The organism is Prosthecobacter gellanilyticus (assembly GCF_007992435.1).
Taxonomy (GTDB): domain Bacteria; phylum Verrucomicrobiota; class Verrucomicrobiia; order Verrucomicrobiales; family Verrucomicrobiaceae; genus Prosthecobacter; species Prosthecobacter gellanilyticus.
Genome location: NZ_BKAG01000011.1, coordinates 14,066 through 33,872 on the forward strand (window position 1 = coordinate 14,066; position 19,807 = coordinate 33,872).

The 19,807-nt window shown below is 58.1% G+C and carries 15 protein-coding genes; all 15 read right to left on the reverse strand.

Annotation, left to right across the window (positions count from 1 at the left end):
• Nucleotides 1–26: 26 nt before the first annotated feature.
• The 15 genes from BGE01nite_RS09400 to BGE01nite_RS09470 all read right to left on the reverse strand — a co-directional run bounded on the left by BGE01nite_RS09400 (nucleotide 27) and on the right by BGE01nite_RS09470 (nucleotide 19,636).
• Nucleotides 27–1,439, reverse strand: a complete 1,413-nt coding sequence (locus tag BGE01nite_RS09400) for a hypothetical protein (RefSeq protein ID WP_146850194.1) — start codon at nucleotides 1,437–1,439, stop codon at nucleotides 27–29.
• A 41-nt stretch (nucleotides 1,440–1,480) separates the two neighbouring features.
• Nucleotides 1,481–2,731 (reverse strand): mandelate racemase/muconate lactonizing enzyme family protein, encoded by a 1,251-nt coding sequence (locus BGE01nite_RS09405; RefSeq protein WP_146850195.1) that lies wholly within the window; start codon nucleotides 2,729–2,731, stop codon nucleotides 1,481–1,483.
• Complete coding sequence (locus BGE01nite_RS09410) at nucleotides 2,728–3,738, reverse strand: D-2-hydroxyacid dehydrogenase (protein WP_146850196.1); 1,011 nt, start codon at nucleotides 3,736–3,738, stop codon at nucleotides 2,728–2,730. Before BGE01nite_RS09410 ends, BGE01nite_RS09405 begins: the two co-directional genes overlap by 4 nt.
• On the reverse strand, nucleotides 3,735–4,631 hold the full coding sequence (locus BGE01nite_RS09415) for an alpha/beta hydrolase (protein WP_146850197.1): 897 nt from the start codon (nucleotides 4,629–4,631) through the stop codon (nucleotides 3,735–3,737). The genes BGE01nite_RS09410 and BGE01nite_RS09415 overlap by 4 nt, the downstream gene beginning before the upstream one ends.
• Entirely contained in the window at nucleotides 4,628–5,551 is a 924-nt protein-coding gene (locus BGE01nite_RS09420) for a dihydrodipicolinate synthase family protein (RefSeq protein WP_146850198.1), read from the reverse strand. Before BGE01nite_RS09420 ends, BGE01nite_RS09415 begins: the two co-directional genes overlap by 4 nt.
• Nucleotides 5,548–7,146, reverse strand: coding sequence for a hypothetical protein (locus tag BGE01nite_RS09425; protein ID WP_146850199.1), 1,599 nt, complete (start codon nucleotides 7,144–7,146; stop codon nucleotides 5,548–5,550). The genes BGE01nite_RS09420 and BGE01nite_RS09425 overlap by 4 nt, the downstream gene beginning before the upstream one ends.
• A complete protein-coding gene (locus BGE01nite_RS09430; RefSeq protein WP_146850200.1) occupies nucleotides 7,143–8,681 on the reverse strand; it encodes a glycoside hydrolase family protein in 1,539 nt (512 codons plus the stop codon). The genes BGE01nite_RS09425 and BGE01nite_RS09430 overlap by 4 nt, the downstream gene beginning before the upstream one ends.
• Complete coding sequence (locus tag BGE01nite_RS09435; RefSeq protein WP_170266694.1) at nucleotides 8,678–11,164, reverse strand: carboxylesterase family protein; 2,487 nt, start codon at nucleotides 11,162–11,164, stop codon at nucleotides 8,678–8,680. The genes BGE01nite_RS09430 and BGE01nite_RS09435 overlap by 4 nt, the downstream gene beginning before the upstream one ends.
• A complete protein-coding gene (locus BGE01nite_RS09440) occupies nucleotides 11,161–12,300 on the reverse strand; it encodes a sialidase family protein (protein ID WP_146850202.1) in 1,140 nt (379 codons plus the stop codon). Before BGE01nite_RS09440 ends, BGE01nite_RS09435 begins: the two co-directional genes overlap by 4 nt.
• 16 nt (nucleotides 12,301–12,316) lie before the next feature.
• Nucleotides 12,317–13,450, reverse strand: coding sequence for a sialidase family protein (locus BGE01nite_RS09445; RefSeq protein WP_146850203.1), 1,134 nt, complete (start codon nucleotides 13,448–13,450; stop codon nucleotides 12,317–12,319).
• Nucleotides 13,451–13,488: 38 nt separating this feature from the next.
• A complete protein-coding gene (locus BGE01nite_RS09450; RefSeq protein ID WP_146850204.1) occupies nucleotides 13,489–14,877 on the reverse strand; it encodes a hypothetical protein in 1,389 nt (462 codons plus the stop codon).
• 11 nt (nucleotides 14,878–14,888) lie between these two features.
• On the reverse strand, nucleotides 14,889–16,424 hold the full coding sequence (locus BGE01nite_RS09455) for a glycoside hydrolase family protein (protein ID WP_146850205.1): 1,536 nt from the start codon (nucleotides 16,422–16,424) through the stop codon (nucleotides 14,889–14,891).
• An 18-nt stretch (nucleotides 16,425–16,442) separates the two neighbouring features.
• Entirely contained in the window at nucleotides 16,443–17,390 is a 948-nt protein-coding gene (locus BGE01nite_RS09460) for a Gfo/Idh/MocA family protein (protein WP_218032945.1), read from the reverse strand.
• A complete protein-coding gene (locus BGE01nite_RS09465; protein WP_146850206.1) occupies nucleotides 17,387–18,376 on the reverse strand; it encodes a Gfo/Idh/MocA family protein in 990 nt (329 codons plus the stop codon). The genes BGE01nite_RS09460 and BGE01nite_RS09465 overlap by 4 nt, the downstream gene beginning before the upstream one ends.
• 108 nt (nucleotides 18,377–18,484) lie before the next feature.
• Entirely contained in the window at nucleotides 18,485–19,636 is a 1,152-nt protein-coding gene (locus tag BGE01nite_RS09470) for an MDR family MFS transporter (protein ID WP_146850207.1), read from the reverse strand.
• Nucleotides 19,637–19,807: the final 171 nt, after the last annotated feature.

Below are 19,807 nucleotides of genomic sequence, written 5' to 3' on the forward strand. Positions count from 1 at the left end.
GATTGGAAAGTGAGCGTGACTGAAGGTTAAGGAAAAAACTGAAGCGCAAACAGATCCGCATCACTCAGCACAAACCGCAGTTGTACCGTCTTGCCAGCAAGCTTCGAGAGATCGCCACCCTTCCAGCTCACCGCTTGATCGACAAAATCCCCCTTCAAAGGCTGGCAATCCTCGGCCGTGAATCCCGGCACCGGCTTTCCAGCCTCATCCAGAATCTCGACCCGTGACTCACCGCGACTCACCAGGTTCAAATTCAGCTTCGTCCCTGCAAACGTCAGCGCCTTGGTTAACAGCTCTCCTTGCTTGGCTGTTGCCGAGACGAACCCGTCCACACGAAAACTGAACCTCCGGATCCTGCTTCCGGGTCCCGCATAGTAAGCCTCGCTGGCATAGACAGAAAGTTCGCTCGGCTTGCCCGGCAGAAAGAGCATTCCGCAGGTCATGTAGTTGCTTCGGTTGCCATCACGATCCTTCGGCGCGGTGATAGGAATGAGCGCCTCTTCCCACCTCTTAAAGTTCACGCGGTCCCGGCTGCTCATAAAGACCGGCTCCACCTGCGAATGCTTTGGTTGATAGCGTGTCGGAAAGCCCAGCATCAAATGCGGTGCCCTCGCATAAGGGCGCGTGGCATTCGTGTAGAGCTGTACCTCCGGCGCATCCTTGCCATAGTCCAGGTTGGCATGGTTCTCCCAAGTCAGAAAGTCCTTCGAGGTCGCCGTGCGGATGGCTCGTACACCCTTCGGCTTCCACCCTCGTTCATCGGTATAACCACCCGTGAAGTAGCGCCAGTAAGCCCGATACTCCCCGCGCGCATTATCATAGTGCGCCGTGTTCTGGGAATCAAACGAGCCCGCGGTGATCACCGGTTTGTCGCGCATGAGCTTCCAGTGCAATCCATCCGCGGACTGATAGGCCTGCAGGGCAGGGTTCTTCTTGCGCTCCACGTCGTTGCCCATCGTGGCGAGTGCCTTGAAACGTGATTCGGGAGGGCAGTTCGGATTTGAGTCAAGGAAGGGCGCAAAGGTGCCGCAGCCGTCTCCCATGTGGACAATGTTGTTCTCCTTCGACCCTCTGAACTCAAACAGTCCCAGCTTCGGCTTCGTCCAGGTGATGCCATCACGGCTTTCCGCATAGCATGTTACGCCGGAATGACTCGGCTTCCCACCCTCCTCACCGTGATGTGATCCACGGTAGTAACACCGAAACAGATCACCATCCTGGAACAGGCTGAAATAGCCGGAAGTATTGCCCTCCCACTCAGCATCACACACCAGCGCCACATACTGCGCCTCCGGCCTGTGCAGCTTCAAAGCCGCCCCCTGCATCTTCTCAATCAGATAGTCATCCAGCATCAGCTCTCGCCGGCCCTCCAACGAAATCGGCTCCGCCGCAGCACTAACTGCGACAAGACTAGTAAATAAAAAAGTGAGTGCCTTCATGGTTCGGAAAATATTTCTACCCTTCATCTTTTTACCTCCACTCATGGCTGAAGGATCTTGCCCGTCACCGAGCTGAACTCACCGCTCCCTGGCTCAAACGGATGCTTGTCCAGAAATCCATCCGGCAACCGCACACCCAGCCCCGGAGTATCCGCCAGCCGGATCCGCCCGTTCTCAATCACCGGCGGCTCAATCCAAAGATCCGTGAGTAGCGGCGCCACAATGTGTGTGTTCAGCTCAGGCCGTGTCGGATTGTAAGCCGCCATCTCACACACCGCCGTGTTTCGGCACGCAAACGCCGCATGCAGATTCGCCGCCACCCCTGGAGTCGATGACCACGCATGCGTGGCGATGGACACGCCTTGCAACTCACACAGTCTCGCGATCTTGATGAAGTTCATGATGCCGCCCATGAAGGACGCATCGAGCTGCGCCAGCGCAAACGGCTTGTGCTCCAGCCAGTCACGCCACTCCTCCAGGCTCGTCAGCGTCTCACCCCCCGCCACTGGAATCGTCGTGGACTTCCGAAGCTCTCCGTAAGCCCGCATGTCCGTATACGGCAGCGCCTCCTCAAAGAAGCCTATAGGATACGTCTCCAATGCTTTCAGAACAAACTGCGCCGTCGCGAGATTCCACACATGATCTGCCTCACCCAGAAAGTCCATGTGTGCATCCAGATTGAGCTGGAACGAATCCCCAAAGCGCTGCCGCAAAAACTCAACCTTGCTCACTTCCACATCACGCGCCTCCTGCGGCGTGCGCGAGCCTACAATCGGATGTCCCGGCCCGCGATACGTCCCCGCACCAAGTTTCACGGCGTGAAATCCCAGACTCAAATACTGCGACACCTTACCCTCAAGCTCCCCCCGGTCATGCGGACTCGTGCCACCCGTGGCATAACAAGGAAGTGTGTCATGGCAGCGCCCTCCGAGCAACTCATACACCGGCACCCCAAGTGCCTTACCTTTGAGATCCAATAGCGCCGACTCAATACCGCTCAGCACTATGGACCCCAGCCCCACACGCGCCCAGAACTTGCCGGAAGTGAACATACGACGACTGAGCACATCCACATCCATCGGCGACTGCCCCACCAGGATCGGCTCATAGAACTTCACGATCTCCGGCACCATCTCTGGAACAAAGTAGCCGGCATAGGTTTCCCCCAGGCCGACAAGCTCCGTGTCAGTCTCGATCAGAATGAACGCAGCGGACCGTCGCACGCGGGACTTCATAAAGATGTCTCGCTGTGGCGCGGTGGAGAGAAGAGTGCGAACTCGGGTGATTTTCATTGGAGGTCAGTGGGTGGGATGATGTTGAGCAGCGGCTCGCCTGCGAGGTAACGGGGCGCATTCAGACGAAAGATGTTCAGCAACCCGGTGCTGAAGTTGGGCGAAAAGGAGGTGCCCGAGATATGCGGCGTCAGGATCACATGCTGAAAGCTCCACAGCGGATGCTCTGCGGGCAGCGGGTAAGCATAGTGAGTGTCCAGCGCCGCACCTCCCAGATGCCCGTCACGCAGCACCGCAAGCAGTGCCTGTTCCTGAATCAGCGGGCCGCGTGCCGGATTCAGCACAAACGCACCCTTGGGAAGCAACCGCAGATCCGGCTCGCCTAACAAACCATCCGTCTTCTTCGTGAGTGGCAGCGCCAGAATCAGGAAATCGAGTCCTTTGAGAAACTCCTCCTTCTCCTGCTCGGTGAAATAACGATCCGGCAGTGAGCCATCAGGATCCCCCGAGCCTTCGATGCAGGTCGAGTCCACGCGCGACTTCACTCCCGACCGTGTCAGCACATGCACCCGCATGCCCATCACCTTGGCCAGTCGTGCCGTCTCGCGCCCGATGCCTCCATATCCCCAGATGCCGACCGTGCGTCCGCGGATCTCTCCCGTGAACTGTGCCGAGCGCTCCCAGATATGCGCATCCTGATGCCGGATCAGCGTGCGCAGATCACGCGCCAGATTGATCATCATCGCGATGTTCCATTCCGCAATCGGGCAGTCAAAGATGCCGCGTGCATTCGTCACCGTGATCCTTCCGTCATTCAGTCCAAACGGAAACAGTTGTGAAAACCCCGCCGACTCAATCTGCAGCCACTGCAGCTTCTTGAACTTCGCCAGATTCGGCGGTGGCGTGGTGCAAAACATGACCTCCACCCTGTCCGCCTCATCTTCCGGCCACGCCTCTCCAGCCTTCATTCCGCGCAGCACCCGCACATCGAGTCCTTCAATGGCTGGTTCGCTCCCCGGTGCGGACTCGATGAACGGCAGGGCAGTGGTAAGGCAGAGGGGTTTCATTTTGCTTTCAAATGGTCGATCAGGAATGACTCTGGATCAGGTGTGGCGTCCGGCTTGTCTTGCAGACGCAGGATGCACTTGGCACCCACGGCATCCGCCTTCTCCTTCAGCTTCACACCAAAGATCGCATGATGAATGGCGATGCCCTGATTGGCGGCGGGTAGCGGATCCACTCGCGGATTCTGCACCATCACCGGCGGGTCGTCTGCGGTCACGTGATTGATGGCGGAGAACTCCTTCAGTAGCACCAGCCACTCCGGTTTCGGCTTCTCCATCTCTTCCAGTTTCTTCGCCCCGACCGCCCGGGCTATCATCGGATGCTTCAGCACCTCATCTCCCGTCCACTGCCGGATGATCTGTGGCTCAAGACAGGTCTGCGGTGATAGCGCCACCGCCACCTGCGGCTTCGTGGAAAGCCGCGCGATGGGGTCAGCACTGTTCTTATCCGCCAGATCATCATGAAAAGCCAGCCAGAGTGATGTCGTGGCACCTGCGGAGATGCCATAGACTCCGATGTGCTGCGGATCCAGATTCCACTCGGCGCCCTTGCTGCGTAGAAACTGTACTGCACTCGCCGCATCATGCACCGGCGCAGGCAGGAGAGCCATCTTGGTATAACGATAATTGATCGAGGCCACCGAGATGCCCGCCTTCAGCATGTAAGCCAGCAGCTTTGGTGGCAGATCCGTCTTCTCACCTCCAGCCCAGCCTCCTCCATGAATGAAGATCAGGAGTGGAGTTGGTTGGGCCGATTTAGCCTGCCAGAGGTCCAGCACATTTCGTTCGTGCGCACCATAGCTCACATTCGCAAAAGTCGGCGCGGGCAGCTTCGGGGCTGTTTGAGCCTGAAGTACGCTGCTGATGAGGAGCGGGAGAAGAAACCAAGTTTTCATGGCAGCCAGTCAGGATGGTTTTGTTTCAGAAGCTCCAGGTAGTGTGCGAATGCCGTATCACTGACCCCCGAGTAAGGTGGCAGCAGCCGGAGCGGAAACTCCGGGTCGTGAACACGGCAGAACATCTTATCAAAAGCTCCGTCGATATGCGCTGAGGTGCCCACAGCATCCTTGAAGGCTGCGATGAGCCCAGGGAAGTCTTTGGAGATACTTGCCAGCTTAGCCTCATTCTGAGCGCGTCCCGCTTGGTAAAACTCCGTGGCACGCGCAAAGTTCGTCGAGATGTAGGAGATTAAAAATCCACACTCACCCATCATCGCAGCAATCGGAAATCCACCCTCGGTGATGAAATGCTGAAGCTGCGGAGCATCCTTCATTAGGCTGGTCAGTCTCGGCACATCCGCTGTACTGTTCTTGGTGGCCACGAGATTCGGGTACATCTCCGCCAGCCGTCCATACTCATCGCCTGTGATGATGCGCCCCGTGCGCATGAGATTGTAGTGCAGGAACTCACAGTCAGCGAAACGTCCGCAGGTTTCGCGGAAAAACACCTCCATCTCCGCATCATTCAGCACACCCCAGCTTGGCAGACTAATTTGAAAACAACGTGCTCCCATGTCGCGTGCCCGTTCGATGCGCTCGATCACTGTCGGCAGTGAAATGCTGATGAGGCCCACCATGCTCTGAATGCCGTCCGCGTGAGTCTCCTCCAAAAAAACTCGGGTGACTTCATCAAACTGCTTGTCAGTCACCGCATAGCCTTCGCCGGCAGTCCCAAAGATATAAAGATCATGAATGCCGCTGGCGATCTGATGCCTCACCGACCGGCGGAAGATGTCCTCCTCAAAATCAAAAGTCCCGCTCCATGGCACACAGCAGGTGCCCAGGATGCAGGATCGGTAGCGTTTGGTGGTGCTCATTTCAGCGTGAGGGCAAAGAGGTCGGCCTTTTCCAGGTGGATGCGCAGGAGGTAGCGGCCCGGCGGCAGGTCGGTGATCTGCTTCTCCTTCCAACGTGGAGCATGGGAGAGGCTGTCACCTTTCAGCGGCACGGCCTCATCCTTCGTGAATCCATGGAGACGATAGCCATCCTCGTTCAGCACCTCCAGGCGCACACGCCCCTTGCTCGCATCCGCGTTGAGCGTGACGCTTTTCACACCGCTCAGATCCAGCGGCTTCAGGGTCACATGCCCGATCGTGTTGATGATTTTCGGCTTGTCCTTCTTCTGCGCCTTCACCGGGCTGTCTGGATTGATCGTGATCGCGGCCAGCCTGTCTCGTGGTGTGGTCACTAGGCCGATGCCGCTGTGGTAGTCCTTGCCTCCCACCTTCTGCTCATTCAGGCCCACTCCACCGATGGCCGTTCCGCGATATCCTCCATAGTAAAAGCGCATCTCTTTCTCCAGGATGACCGGCGTGCCATTCGTGATGATCGATCCCGCATCAAAGCTCCCGGGCTCACCTCGTGGGATGGCAAAGCTTCCGGCAAGGCTGCGGTCCCAGCGCTTGCCATCGCGGCTGCTCATCAGCTCCGCATCCATGGATCCCACACTCCGGTCCAGGATCTGGTTCATCGAAAGATACATGCCATTGTAAAAGAACACCGGCGATGTGTGAAACTCGAGCTGCGGCGCGTCACGATCATTCACCGCGAGAATGAGTTCAGGTTTGCTCCAGTGGATGAAGTCCGTGCTCTCCATGCGCCCCATCGCGTGTTTGTATCCCAGCGTGCCATCCTGCCAGGGGGTCCACATCTTGCCATACCCCACAAAGCGTTCGAGCCGTGGATCGTAGAACACATCCAGCGCATCTGACATGCTCATGGGATTTCGCCAGGCCCTGCGCACGCGGCCATCAGGCAGGTGCTCCTCCACATACACACTCTCATCGGCAAAAGGCGCCTCACGGCCCTTCGCGCCAAAGGAGCTCTTTGAGACGATCCCCCCATCATGCTTGGTCCAGTGGATGCCATCCGGCGAAAAGGCCACATGCGTGCCGGAGCCGCCTTTCTCACCCTCCGCAGGCACCCAGTCATAGTAGGCCATCTTGTAGCGCTTCTTCGGATCAGGGTCACGCTCATCCACCACCACAGAGTTACAGTAGCGTTCGCCATATCCACCACGCTCTCCGATGAGCACGATGTTCGTGTCCTTCTCTTCATAGAAGGGAAACAGCCCGAGGTTCGGCTTCGTCCAGGTGATGCCGTCCATGGACTCCGCATAGCAGACCACATTCTTCATCACCTTGTCTTCCACGCGGCGTTCCTGATAGGCCTGATACCAGAGTTGATGCCTGCCGGTTTTGGCATCGCGATGCACGCTCGTCCAGCCCAGCATCGCCTCCCAGGGTTTGTCTGGCGGAATCACCGGATCAGGCGAGCGCCGCTTCAACTGCACCACTTTGCGAAGGGTGCCGGGCCGATAAAGCACCTCCTCATCATCCACGAGCAGGATTGTCCTTTCCTCGGCTTGAAGAAACATCATGCCGAGCAGCCAGAGTATGCAGGTGGTTTTCATGAAGGGTCAGAGTTGAGAGTGAGTGCAAAGACCTCGGCGCGGTCGAGATGAATGCGGATCACGACCTCGCCATCGGGCAGCTTGGAAAGATTCGCTTCCTTCCAGCTCACAGCATGTCGCAGATGATCTCCCGTGATCGGTGTCGCATCCGTCTTCGCGAAGCCTGGGATGCGGTAGCCTTGAGCATCCAGCAGCTCCACACGCACCGCTGCTTTCACGGCTGAAGTGTTTACGGTGATGCTCTTCACCCCCTTTAGCGAGCGTGGCTTGAGAGTGATCTGGCCGATCCTTTCCAGCGGCTTCAGTCCGGCAAATCGATCGAGTGGCAGAGTAGCCAGGCCGATGCCTGTCTTGGGCATCTTCAGCTTGGAGCCCCACTCCTTCTCTCGTTTGCCAAAGCCCCAGGGATTCTCCGCGCCGCCGAAGTAAAAGCGGATCTCATCCTCAAGCACCACCGGTGTGGCATTGCTCCAGATGCGTGCGGTATCAAAGGCATCAGGTTTGCCCACGGACAGGAACATCGAGTCGCGAAAAGGCCTCGTCCAGGTGAACCCATGATCACGGCTCAGCGCCAGCTCGATGGGCTGCTGGCCATGCGTCTCAAAGTCCGCGAGCTGGATGAGCCCCAACCACACTCCTTGGTAGGCAAAGGCCGGTGCGCTATGCAGTTGCACTCCTTGACGAGTTCCAGGATAGGCACCTGGATTCACTCCGTCATGTTCATCCGGCGTGATGATCTGACGCGCCGGGCTCCAATGAATAAAATCATCACTCTCCGTCCGCACCACACTGCGCTTCCAAAACGTGCGGCCATCGGGTCCATCAATCCAACCCTTGGCGATGACAACATACTTTTTTCGCACCGGATCATAGGTGGCATCAATCACATCACTGACGGAATTCAGCAGCCCCAGCTGTGTCGTGTCGCCGGAGAATGGCGGATCGGTGATGCGTCCATAGGTGCCGAGTAGCACCGGCCCTTCATGCTTCGTCCAGTGGATGCCATCCGGCGAAAAGGCCACATACATGCCACCATTGCGGCCACGCGGCTCCTTGGGATCCACCGGCACACCTTCAGGTTCAGGGATCGACCAATACGCCATCTTATAGCGCCGCGCAGGATCGGCTCCTCCTGGCGCATCCACCACCACAGAGGCATCATAGTGGTCACTGCTCGTCAGCACCACATTGCGGTCGGGGATGCCTTTGAAGGTGAGAATGTCCAGCTCCGGCTTGGTCCACGTGATCCCATCCTTGGATTCCGCATAGCACACCACGCAGCCCGCTCCAGTCATCTGATACCACATCTGATATCGTCCCGTCGCTTCATCGCGATGCACACTGCAATACGCGATCTGATGTTTGATCGATGGGCCGACGATCAGCGGATTGGCTTCATGCCGCACAGGCTGATGCAACGTGCGTTTCGTGGATGGGCGATAAAGAATCTCGTGATCATCCACGAAGAGCAGTGTCTCCGCGCTGACCAGCCAGGGCAATAGATAGAGAGCGGTGAGGATGAGGCTGGATTTCACGGAGTGGCAGGGGCTAGGCCTCGAAGCAGAATCTCCTGAATCGTCGTCGTGGGCTGACCATCAAAGGGATGATGCACTTCACAGGGAACCCCGAGGGCCTTCAGCTTCTCCTGCATCATCATGCCAAGCACAGCGCTATGCGTCGGATCAGTTTGCGGCTCACCTTTGACCGGCGGCTTGTCATCCTTCGTGCAGACCATGTAGGCCGGTGGATCATCCGCGCTTGCATGGGCCAGCGGAGAGTAGCGTTGAATGTCTGGCAGATGCTGCTCACGATTCGTCAGGAATGGCGCAAAGGTCTCCGGACGTTTTTTCCCCACATAGCCAAAGGCATGGCCACCATACTCGCTGTTAGGTATCCACTCCTTGATCTCTTGAGGATCCAGGGACGGTTGTGAGGCTTTCGTGGCCGTGAAGAGCACCCGCGTGGATGCTCTGGCGATGGGATCAGTGCTCTTCGGATCGGCCATGTCATCATGCATGGCCAGCCAGAGGGATGAGCATCCGCCCGCGCTCACTCCACTCGCGGCCACGCGGCTCTTGTCTAGATTCCACTCGCTCGCTTTGGATCGCACGAACTGCAATGCGCGTGCCGCATCATGCAGCGCCCATTGCAGGGGAGGCTTCACACCTGCGGCATTCGCATCCACAAGGAAGCGATAGTTGATCGAGACTACGGCGATCCCCTTGTCCAAAAAGTCCTGCACCTTCAGATGCTGGTGGATGTCTCCTTTGTCCTGCGCTCCCCAGCCTCCGCCATGGATGTAGAAGAGCACCGGCGCCGGCTTCTCCGATTTTGCCAGCCACAGGTCCATGGTCTGGCGGAAGTGCTCGCCATAGTGGAGATCGGTGAAGGTCGGCGGTGTGGCATCGGCGGTCGCTGTGAAGGAAGCTTTCTGCACCTCAGCGGGCGGCATCCAGCCCGTGGGACGCTTCTCATCAGGCTCATAGGCGCAGGTGATGAAGAAGAGACCGTTCGTCGGCACCTTCGCCGGAGGCACACTGACCTGAATCTGCGTGAAGCCATCCGCAAACCAGCTTGTGAAACCATCGACCGCGTTGTTCTTCAAAGCCGCGCCATTGAGCTGCACCACCAGCCCGCTCGGCGCTTTGTAGGGCAATCTAAGTCGAAAACCGATGCCATGCTCGATCTTGATGTCAGCTGACTCCTGGGCGCTCAAGAGCTGCTCCTTGGCCAGTTCCATCGCGAGTTTGATCTCAGGCCCCTCTTCGATGAAGCGCTCGACATTGGCCGCATACTTCCCAAGGGCGGATTTCAGATTGGATCGAAGTGCTGGCAGATCATCGACCGCCAGAAGCTTCTTGGCGGCAGCCGTGGTGGCGACCACGAAGCTCTCCCGACCGTCCGTCTGCGGATAGAGAAAGCCTAGCGCGAGATCACTCTGCTTGTTCCAGAGTTCGTGACGGCTCGCTCTGCGCTCAGTCGCAGTCTTGCCATAGGTGGTGACATAATGACCCACGAAGTGCCGCATGCGATTCACCGGATAACCTGGCTCTCGCTCATCCATCCACACTTGATTGCCGATGCTCAGCAGTCCCTTCATCCTGGCGACCAAACTTTGCTCCCACGCGACCTCCTGGGTCATGATCATCGTGTGATACTTCGCGTAGCTGTAGTGCGCTGAGTAAAAGAGCGGCATTCCATGCCAGAGCTTGCGCCCCAGCGGCGCCAGCTCTGGTCCCCAGAAGGTGCGCTGCGCATCTGCTTCGAAGCGGTCGGATGGAAAGCCTGCCTCTTGTCCGGCCTTGATCATCGCCTCCGTCACGCGCCAGTCCCAGGGCCTCAAAGCATAGTTCGAATACGCGCCACCTGTGACCTCCGTCATGATCTGGCCATGGTACATGCGCCGTGGCCCGAGCTGCTGCGGTGAGTATTCCTGCAAGCCAGTGCCGTGAAGGTCCACATGCACCTCAGGTTGATACTCATCGATCACCGAAAGCACGGCATTCAATTCCGGAGCATCCTCAGGCTTGGTGAGCGTGACTGTCTTCACATCCCACAGCTTCCCGAGACGTCCTGTGCCAGTATACGGATCGACTCCATGCTCATTGCGAAAACGATCCGTGATGAACATCGCCAGCGGATTCACGCATGGCATGACCAGCACCACTTGCTTCTTCCTCGTTTCCATCGCCAGCGGATCATCACTGAGACACCATTCAGCAAAAGCCATCGCACCAGTGGTGCCTGTGCGCTCGGGACCGCTGTGCAGCGTGGTCACCAGGCACACTTGCTTGTCCGTTTCCTTCACCGTCGGATCGCTGATGCGCAGCAGATACACCGGCATGTTCAGGCCGCTGAGACCGCGATTGTATAGCCGGGCCACCTTCGGATATTTCTTCGACCAGTGGGCCAGCGTAGCAGCGTACTCTTCCCAGGTCAGCCGATGCATCGGCGGATACTTCTCCTGGGCTGATGCCAGGGAAAGCAGCGTGAGAAGAATGAACGCGACGTGCCTCATGGTTCGGTTGGAGGATGGTCCGCATCCCAAATGGCGACCGCCATGTGATAGCGGTTGTGATAGTCCGAGGCACCGGCATACCATGCCGTCACCAGCTTGCCATCGGCGCGCTGCACGGTGCTAGGGTAACCACAATCCCAGGTGCTTGTGTGCCCGATGCGGATCGGCTCGCCCCAGGTCTTGCCTTCGTCTTTGCTGAACTTGGCCAGCACACCGAGTTGGTTGCCCGTCTTGATGCGATTGCCATAAGCCAGCAGAATGCGGCCATCCTTCAGTCGCAGCAGGTGACCATTGATCTCATTCTTCTGCGTGACGATCTGCGGCTCACCCCAGGTCGCTCCATCGTCTTCGGAGAAGTAGAGTTCCATGCTCACGTAGCGTGCTGCTGCCATCCAGCGCTTGCCACCCAGATGCAGAATGGTCGTCTCATTGCACTTCTCGCCAATGGTCGCGGTGCGCTTCCAGCTCTTGCCATCGTCGTCACTGCGGAAGTGCCATGAGCGATAGCTCTTCGTCTTCGTGCTCTTGGACGGATCTGTCCATTCGCCACCATAACAAGAAACGTGGAGAGCACCGTCTTCACCTTGCTTGATGTCGCCAAACGGAATGTAAGGCGTCCAGCCTTCGTCAGGCGCGGGGAAGTCCTTGATCTGTGACCACGTCTTGCCGCCATCACTGCTACGGCAGACCCACGACGAAAGAATGGCATCGCGAAAGATCGGCTGTTTGGGCCGCTCAGGCTGCTTCTCATCCGTCCAGCCGGAGCAGATCACCAGCAAGTCGCCGTTTTTGGCCAGGCCGCAGGCGACGTTCATTCGGTTCGTGTTCGCATCATTCGGCGCTGGAATCCCACGCTTTGTCCAGAACTCGCCATTAGGACTGTTCCAGCACTCGGCAGCCCCGGCCATCTGACCATGACTTGGCTGGCCGAAGATGGTTGTATTGATGCTGCCATCCGGCAGCAGTGTCAGGTTCGGCCAGGCGCAGACATGATCAATGCCGACAAAGCGTGACACGGCGGGCGGTGGCGGGGCGTTCGGTTGGGGCGGCACCTTGGCCTTGGTCTTTTCGGCCAAAGCGATGGTGCTGTGACCGACCGTCAAGGCGACCAGTGGAATGAGGACAAACATCTTCATGTCAGTGCAAAATAGGTTAGGGGTTCAGCTTCCAGGTGGCCTGACGCAGCACAGCCAGCTTGGGCTCCTTCATGCTTTCATACCAGACGGTGAGCAGTGTCCCGTCAGTCATCTCGACCGTGCTCGGATAGCCGAGGTCACCGCCCTTGCCGTCACCGGAGATGATGATGGGCTCGCCCCAGGTTTTACCATTGTCCGTGCTGATGCGTGCTTGATTGCCAAAGGGCGCGCGGCGGTGGCCATACGTCATCACAAGGCGACCATCACGCAGCTTCAGCAGATGTGATGGCAGACCAAAAGTGATCGCATGCGGCTCGCTCCAGGTCTTGCCGCCATCTTTGGATTCACTCTGCAGCGTCCCGCCTTTGTCGGCAGTGTTGTGATTGCGGATCTGCGCGATGAGTGTGCCATCCGCCGCCTCGACAGCATGGAGCTCATGATAGCTCTCACCTGCATCATCACCTTTGCGCGCCGGGATCTCCGCCAGCCATTGCCAGGTGAGTCCATCGTCCTTGGATTCGCACACGCCGATCTTGCGTTCTTTCGTCCAAAGCTGCTTGCCAGCATAGAGGAGACGTCCGTCCTTGAGCTGGATGGGACCATGCGGGCTGTTCACGATCGTCGGGATCTGGGGTGACCAGCTCTTGCCACCATCCGTGGAGCGAATGACCCACTGCCCAAGTTCAGCTTTGCGTTCTTCATCATTGAGGCGCGCATGCGCTGCCTGCCAAGCGGCCAGCTTGCCCTCGGCAATGAAGTGGGATTTCTTCTTGCCTTCAGTCTGCTCCTTCAGAAAGGGCTCATAAGCCAGTGAGGTGAAGGTCGAGACGATCAATGTTCCCTTGCTCGTCTCCAGCACACCGGAGTCACGATCATCCGTCGCGCTGTCCAGCAGCACACGTGGCCAGGTCCAGGTCTTACCATCATCGCGCGAGGTCATCGCATGCACTTGGCCAAAGGGGCATACATGCGCGTCGCGTCCACCCGACCACGTCACCCACAACTCGCCATTCGCACGACGTGCGACCGTGGGCCAGCCATGATAATATTCGGGCTGCTGGCTGATGACCTTGGTTTCAATGACAGTGCCAGTCTCAGCGGAGAGTGAGGTGCAGAGTGTGAGGAGAAAGAGAGGAAGAAGTGGCTTCATGAAAAGGGGGGGATGATCAAAAGTGGTTAGAATAGGGTTCAGTCCGCAAAGCGGAGCGCATACAGATCCGCATCCTTCATCTTGATGCGGAGGCTGATGGTCTGGTCCTTGAGTTTGGAGACATCCAGGGCCGGCACGTCAAAGTCATCTCCATAGAGCTCAGGCATGGTGGCGAGGACTTTGCCGGACTCGTCCAGCGCCTCGATCTGGATGCTGCCTGCCGCTGAAGTGGAGTAGTTGATGGCCACTTTGCTGCCACTGCACTTGATCGGGTGGGTTGTAAACTCACCGCCCTTGGCGTCGGCATGCATGGAGGCAAAGCCCTGCTTTCTCACGGCAATGCGACGGATGCGATGATCGGCGTGACGATAGTGCTCGCTGATATAGAGCGACCACTCACCCTCGCCAGTGACCACGATGCCATTAGCCGTCATGTTATTGCGGTCCGTCCAGTTCTTGAGATCTGGACCAGGGCGCACCCAGGCCTCGAGGAACGGACGATCCCATTTCACCCCATCCCGGCTGGACATGAAGACCGCGTCACTCACCCCCGGCCCTTCATGCTCCGGCACCTTCTTGCGAGTGGTGATGAAGCGCTTTGGAAAAGAGAGGAATAAATGCGGCGCCGTGGGGCAGGGCACCGTGGCCGAAGTATAAAAATGCTCCATCGGCACGCCCTCGGCATACTGATGGGGCACACCATCGCTCCATCCGAGGAAGTCATTGGAAGTGCTGCTCTGCACCGCGCGCACTTTGTTGCTGAAGATGCGGCTGAAGCAGACGTAGCGGCTTCTCAGATTGTCGTAGAAGGCGAGGTTCTGTGAATCGAAGGCGCCCTTCGTCATCACCGGCACATCCTTGATCTTCTTCCACTGAATACCGTCTGCGGAGGCAAAGGCATACAGGCCGCCGGGTGTCTCGCCCTGATGCCAGTTCTTGCCCGGCTGCTTCACACCACCCAGCGCCTTGTAGCGCTCTTCCGGCTTCGTGTTGGGATTGGTATCGAGAAACGGCGAGAAGTTATGCGCCTCCACTCCGCGCCAGATCACATTGTTATCCTTCGTGCCACCGGCCTCGATGATGCGCAGCTTCGGCCGCGTGAAGTGAATGCCATCATCACTCTCGACGACGCAGGTCACCTGATCATCCGAGTGATCAGATCCACCTGATGAACCACGATAATAGAGACGCACCTTCTTGCCGTCCTGGATGGCGGTGAAGTAGGCGCAGGTCTTGCCTTCCCACGGTTGATCCGTGGCCAGCACGATCTCCTTTTTGATCGGATCATGCAGCTTCAGCGCGACTCCGGTTTTCTGGGCGACGAGATACTCATCGACGAAAAGTTCCCAGCGTGAGCCGATGTGCAATGGGTCCGCCGAATAGAGTGTCGGGGCCACAAAGAGAAGAGGAAGGAAGGTGAGCTTCATGAAGGGGGAAATCAGTTGTCGGTGAAACGGAAAGAGTAGAGGTCAGCGTCCTTGAGCACGAACCGAAGGCGGACAGGCTTGCCGGTCAGAGCACTAACATCAGCGCCGCTCTTCCACGTCACCACGCGCTCGATGGAATCTCCAAACTGAGCTTCGGCATCCGTGAGGGTAAATCCAGGGGCGGCCTTACCCTCTGCATCCTGAATCTCGACCTCGATACCGCCCGCGGCTGAACTAGCAAAATTGAGCGTGAGCTTGCTGCCCTTGAAATGGAAAGGCTTCGTGATGATCTCGCCGCCCTTCATCGGTGCATGAATGGACACGAAGCCATCCAGACGCAGCGTGTAACGGCGCAGCGCGCTGCTCGTTCCGGTCCAGTAGCTCTCCGTTGCGTAGAGTGAAAGTTCGTTCGGCGCGCCAGGCATGGCTGACTTTGTCTCCACCGGATGCCAGGCGATGTATTGGTGCCCGTAGTTCCAGGTGCCTCCACGCTCGATGCCCGGTGGCAGGAAGGCTTCATTCCAGCGCTTGAACTTGACGCCATCACGACTGCTCATGAAAAGCCCCTCGGTAATGGCATTGCCATAGCGAGGAGTGGTCTTGGTCCGCCATTCGCGGTTCTCGGCTTCTGGCAGGGCCTTCATGGAGGCTCCAGGGGCACGTTCGACATAGCGGGTCGGAAAGCCGATGAGCACATGCGGCGCACGATGATAGGGCTTCACCTGATTGGTATACAGATGCTCCACCGGCGAGTCCTCATAGGTCACATCCGCTTGATTCTCCCAATGCAGAAAGTCCTTCGAGGTCGCCGTGCGAATGGCGCGGAATCCGCTCGGCTTCCAGTTCTTCTCATCGGTCACGCCTCCAGTGAAAATTCGCCAGTAGGCACGATACTCTCCACGCTCGGCATCCCAGAAAGCCAGGTTCTGTGAATCAAAGGCACCGGCGGTGATCACCGGCGTGTCAGACATCGGCGACCAGTGCACCCCATCCGGAGATTTCAGCGCGAGCAGACCCTTTGGGGTATGAGATCGCACCAGCGCTTTGTATTTCGCATCCGCTGTGGCCGCAGGATTTTCATCTTTGAAGACGGCAGGATGTCCGCCATCCGGCTTTGTCTTTCCCATCATGCCGTCAGGAATGACAATGTTGTTCGCCTTTGATCCCTTGAACTCATGCAGCCCGAGTTCGGGTTTTCGCCAGTGGATGCCGTCATCACTTTCCGCATAGCAGCAAAACAGCGGATGCTCGTTCGTGCTCACCTTTCCCGGCGTCACCGTGAGCTGCCAGGCCTTGTAGTACATGCGATACAGGTCCCCGTCTTGAAACATGCTGTGATAGCCGCTGCCACTGCCTTCCCACGGTGCATCATGCAGCATCACAATCTCCTGCGGCTGCGGATGATGCAGCCTCTGTTCGGCATCCCCGACGAGTTTGTCGATGAGGTAGTCATCCACAAACAACTCCCGGCGTGAGCCGATCTGCAGAGGATCAGCAGCCACACTGGCCGACAACGAAAGCAGAAGAGCAAGGAGCGTGAGTTTCATGGCAGCTTCGGTGGAAGATCAGATCTCGCTGAGAATGTCTGCGACGTTTACGATGGTGCCCCCTTGCTCGCGGCTGCGGATGCCCGCGATAATGACGGCCATGAGTTCCACCGTCTCATCAAAGGGTAGGGGAGGTGTGCCGCTGCGCAGCATGTCAATGAAAGCAACCAGCTGGCCACGGAAGGCGTGATAAGTATCCTTGAGCTTCAGCGGGAGATCACCCTTCGTGCCATACAGATGAACCGCGCCGAAGCTGCCATACGCATCATGTAGCGCGCCGATGGTCAGCTTCACCCCGCTGCGATGAGTGATGTGCATCACATCACCACCTGCATCCATATGCGCCTGCACGGTGAGGAAACCTTGGCCTAACAAAGGTTCCACCGCTTCCAGGGCATGGATGCCATAGCGCTCCCAGGTCTTGCAAGTGAAGCTGGTGATCCAGCGCAGATCGCCGAGATGCGCGCGCTGCTCGTCATTCAAGCGCATCTCCGGCGCATAGCGCATGCCGCTGGTGGAGAGGATGATGCTGCCATCACGATGCCACTGCACAAACTGGCGCAGCTCTTCCATCGTGGTGGCCATGGGTTTATCGATGAAGACGGGAATCCCAGCTTCAATGAAGGGCCGTGCACGGCGCACATGATCGGAACCATCATCCGTGGCGATCACGGCTGCATCCACATGACCGATCACATCCTCAGGATTCGCCACCACCGTCTCGATCAGGCTCGCGGCGGAGACCTTCGGCGCATCCGCTGGATCATCCGTCCAGATGTGCGTCACACGAGCACCGGGAATGCGCACGGATTCCAGCGGTTGCTTGCCCATGTAAACCGGGATGCCGGCATACGGGCACTTGGCCATCTCCGCAGGATTGTAGCCATTGATGATGCCGCTCCAGGAATACGGATGACCGTTTCCTTCGATCATGCCGAGCATGGCGAGACGCAGTTCCTGGCTCATACGATCTCCACGGCTGCGCCACTGGCTGCAGACTGCAGCGCGGCTTGGTTGAACTTCAGTGTCTGCACACCTTCGTCAAAGGTGGCGAGCGATGTGGGCTTGCCTTCGATGCCATTGATGAAGTCATTCGCCTGGGCGATGAAGAGATCATCCCGCTCCATTGGCGGAGTGGCCTTCCAGGTCCAGTCATCCTCACCATGTCTCATGAAGCCCCAACGCCGCGCATGAAGCTCGATCTTCACACTGCCACGCTCACAGCCGACATAAAAGGTGGTTTCATTCTGCGCCTGGAACTGGTTCATGGAAAAGCTGGCCAGCACATGACCATGACGCGCGCTGACATTGACGGTGTCCTCCACGCTCACACCTTCGAGCATTTGATGCGCGGCATCACAGTAGAGGCGTGTGCACGGCCCGATGATCCATTCCATGGCATTCGCCAGATGGGTCAGCGCATCCTGGATCGCCCCGCCGCCGCTCTCATGCCGCGCATAGTAGATTTCGCGATAGGCAGGACGGAAGGACGGGAAGTGCTGTCCGGAGACAACGCTCGCCTGCAGGATGCGGCCGAGTTGTGCTTGTTTCAAAAACTCCCGCGCCTCAGCCACCCAGGGGATGGAATGATACACATACGCCACGGCGACAAAGCGGCCTGATTCAGCGATCGTCGCTTGGGTGTCGGGCACCAGACTCATGTCGATCGCCAGCGGCTTTTCGATGAACACATTCAGTCCGGCGCGCAGCAGCTTCATGGTCATCGGCAGGTGCAGATGAGCTGGGGTGCAGACGATTGCCGCATCAAACTTTCCTTCCGCCAAAGCCGTGTCCAGCGAGGCAAAGGTGGCCGCTCCATAGCGCTCCTTCATGTTCGTGAGAAGTGTGGGATTGCTGTCACACGCAGTGACAATACAACGTCCCGTTTTTTGAAAGCAGCGAAGGTGACGTTCGCCAATGCTGCCGCAGCCGATGATCAATACAGAGTGCATGAAGGTTGCGGCATTCAAACGTGTTTTGCAGGGCTGCTAAAGCACGTTTCCTTTGGTTACAATCCGTGACCAGATGCACCAAGCCACCTTCATGCACGTTTGCGCGGGCTATTTTTTCAAGATCATCACGGCTGCAGCCACTCCCAGGAGCACGGTGATCATCCAGACCATGTCCGGTGATGCATCGAAGAGATGCAGCGCTCCCACGGCACTGACGATGCCTCCGAGGCCCCAGCACAGGCTGAGAAATCCGGAGTAGCGACCCCGCATGTCATCCGGCGCCATGCTCGCCGCATAGGCCTGCTGACGTGAGAAGGCAAACATCTCACCCACCGTGAAGACGACCATCATGGCAAAAAACATCGGCAACCCCGGCCTGCCCATCAGCAGCAGATAGCTGACCCCCATGAGCAGGTAGCCCAGGGACAGCATCATCCGCACCGGCCATGCCCTCGTCTTCGAGGCTAGCGGCACCTCCATGAGGCAGATCATCACGCCATTCAGTGCCAGTACCGTGCCCGTCCAGTGGGAGGGCAGACCGCTGTGCTCGAAGTGCAGTGGAAAGGTGCTGCTCGTCTGGCGAAACACCCACGACATAAAGACGCAGGTCACCGCCAGGATGAGGAAGGGCCTGTTGTGCCGGATGGACTGCCACGCGACACTCCAGCCCGTCATCTGGGCAGCGGTGCGTTCACCACGCGGCAGATATCTCCACGCGATGAACCCAAAGACCACTGACGTGACTGCATCCACGACAAAGAGCCCGAAGAAGGAGGACTCTGCCAGCCAGCCCGCGACCGCTGAGCCAAAGGACCAGCCGAGATTGATGGAGAACCGCAGCACCGCATAGCCCATCACTCTTTGCGATGGAGGCACAAGATCCTGGACGAGCGCGCTGCTGGCGGGAGAACCTGCTTCGCTCATCAGCCCTGTAACCATCGCGATGACGCTGAGCCACCGCCAGTCATGGGCCTGGGACAGCGCCATCATGCAGATGGCACCCCCAAAGGCGGAGAGCGCGAGCGTGATGTTTCTGCCCAGTCTGTCCGCCAGCCAGCCGCCGATGAAAGCCGCGCAAAAACTGCCAGCCGAGTAGCCTGCCACTGCCCAGCTTGCCTCGGAAGCACTGTGTCCGCTGCGCGTGATGTACAGCGTGAGGAAAGGCCAGACGAAAAGTCCGAACCGGTTCACAAACGTGGCACCCACGAGGATCCAGAAGGCCCGTGGCAGCGTGCGCAGTTCGTTGATGAGGGGAGACATGATGGGAAAACAAAAAGGCCGGACTCCTGAAGGAAGCCCGGCCTGCGGTTGGGTGAAAATGAGTGGTCAGTTTGGATCAGATCGAGACCACTCGGAGGCCTGGGCGGGATGCGCGCTTGGTTCGCTTGCCGAGGAGTACGACCATCGGCCACGCCACAAGCACTCCCTGGT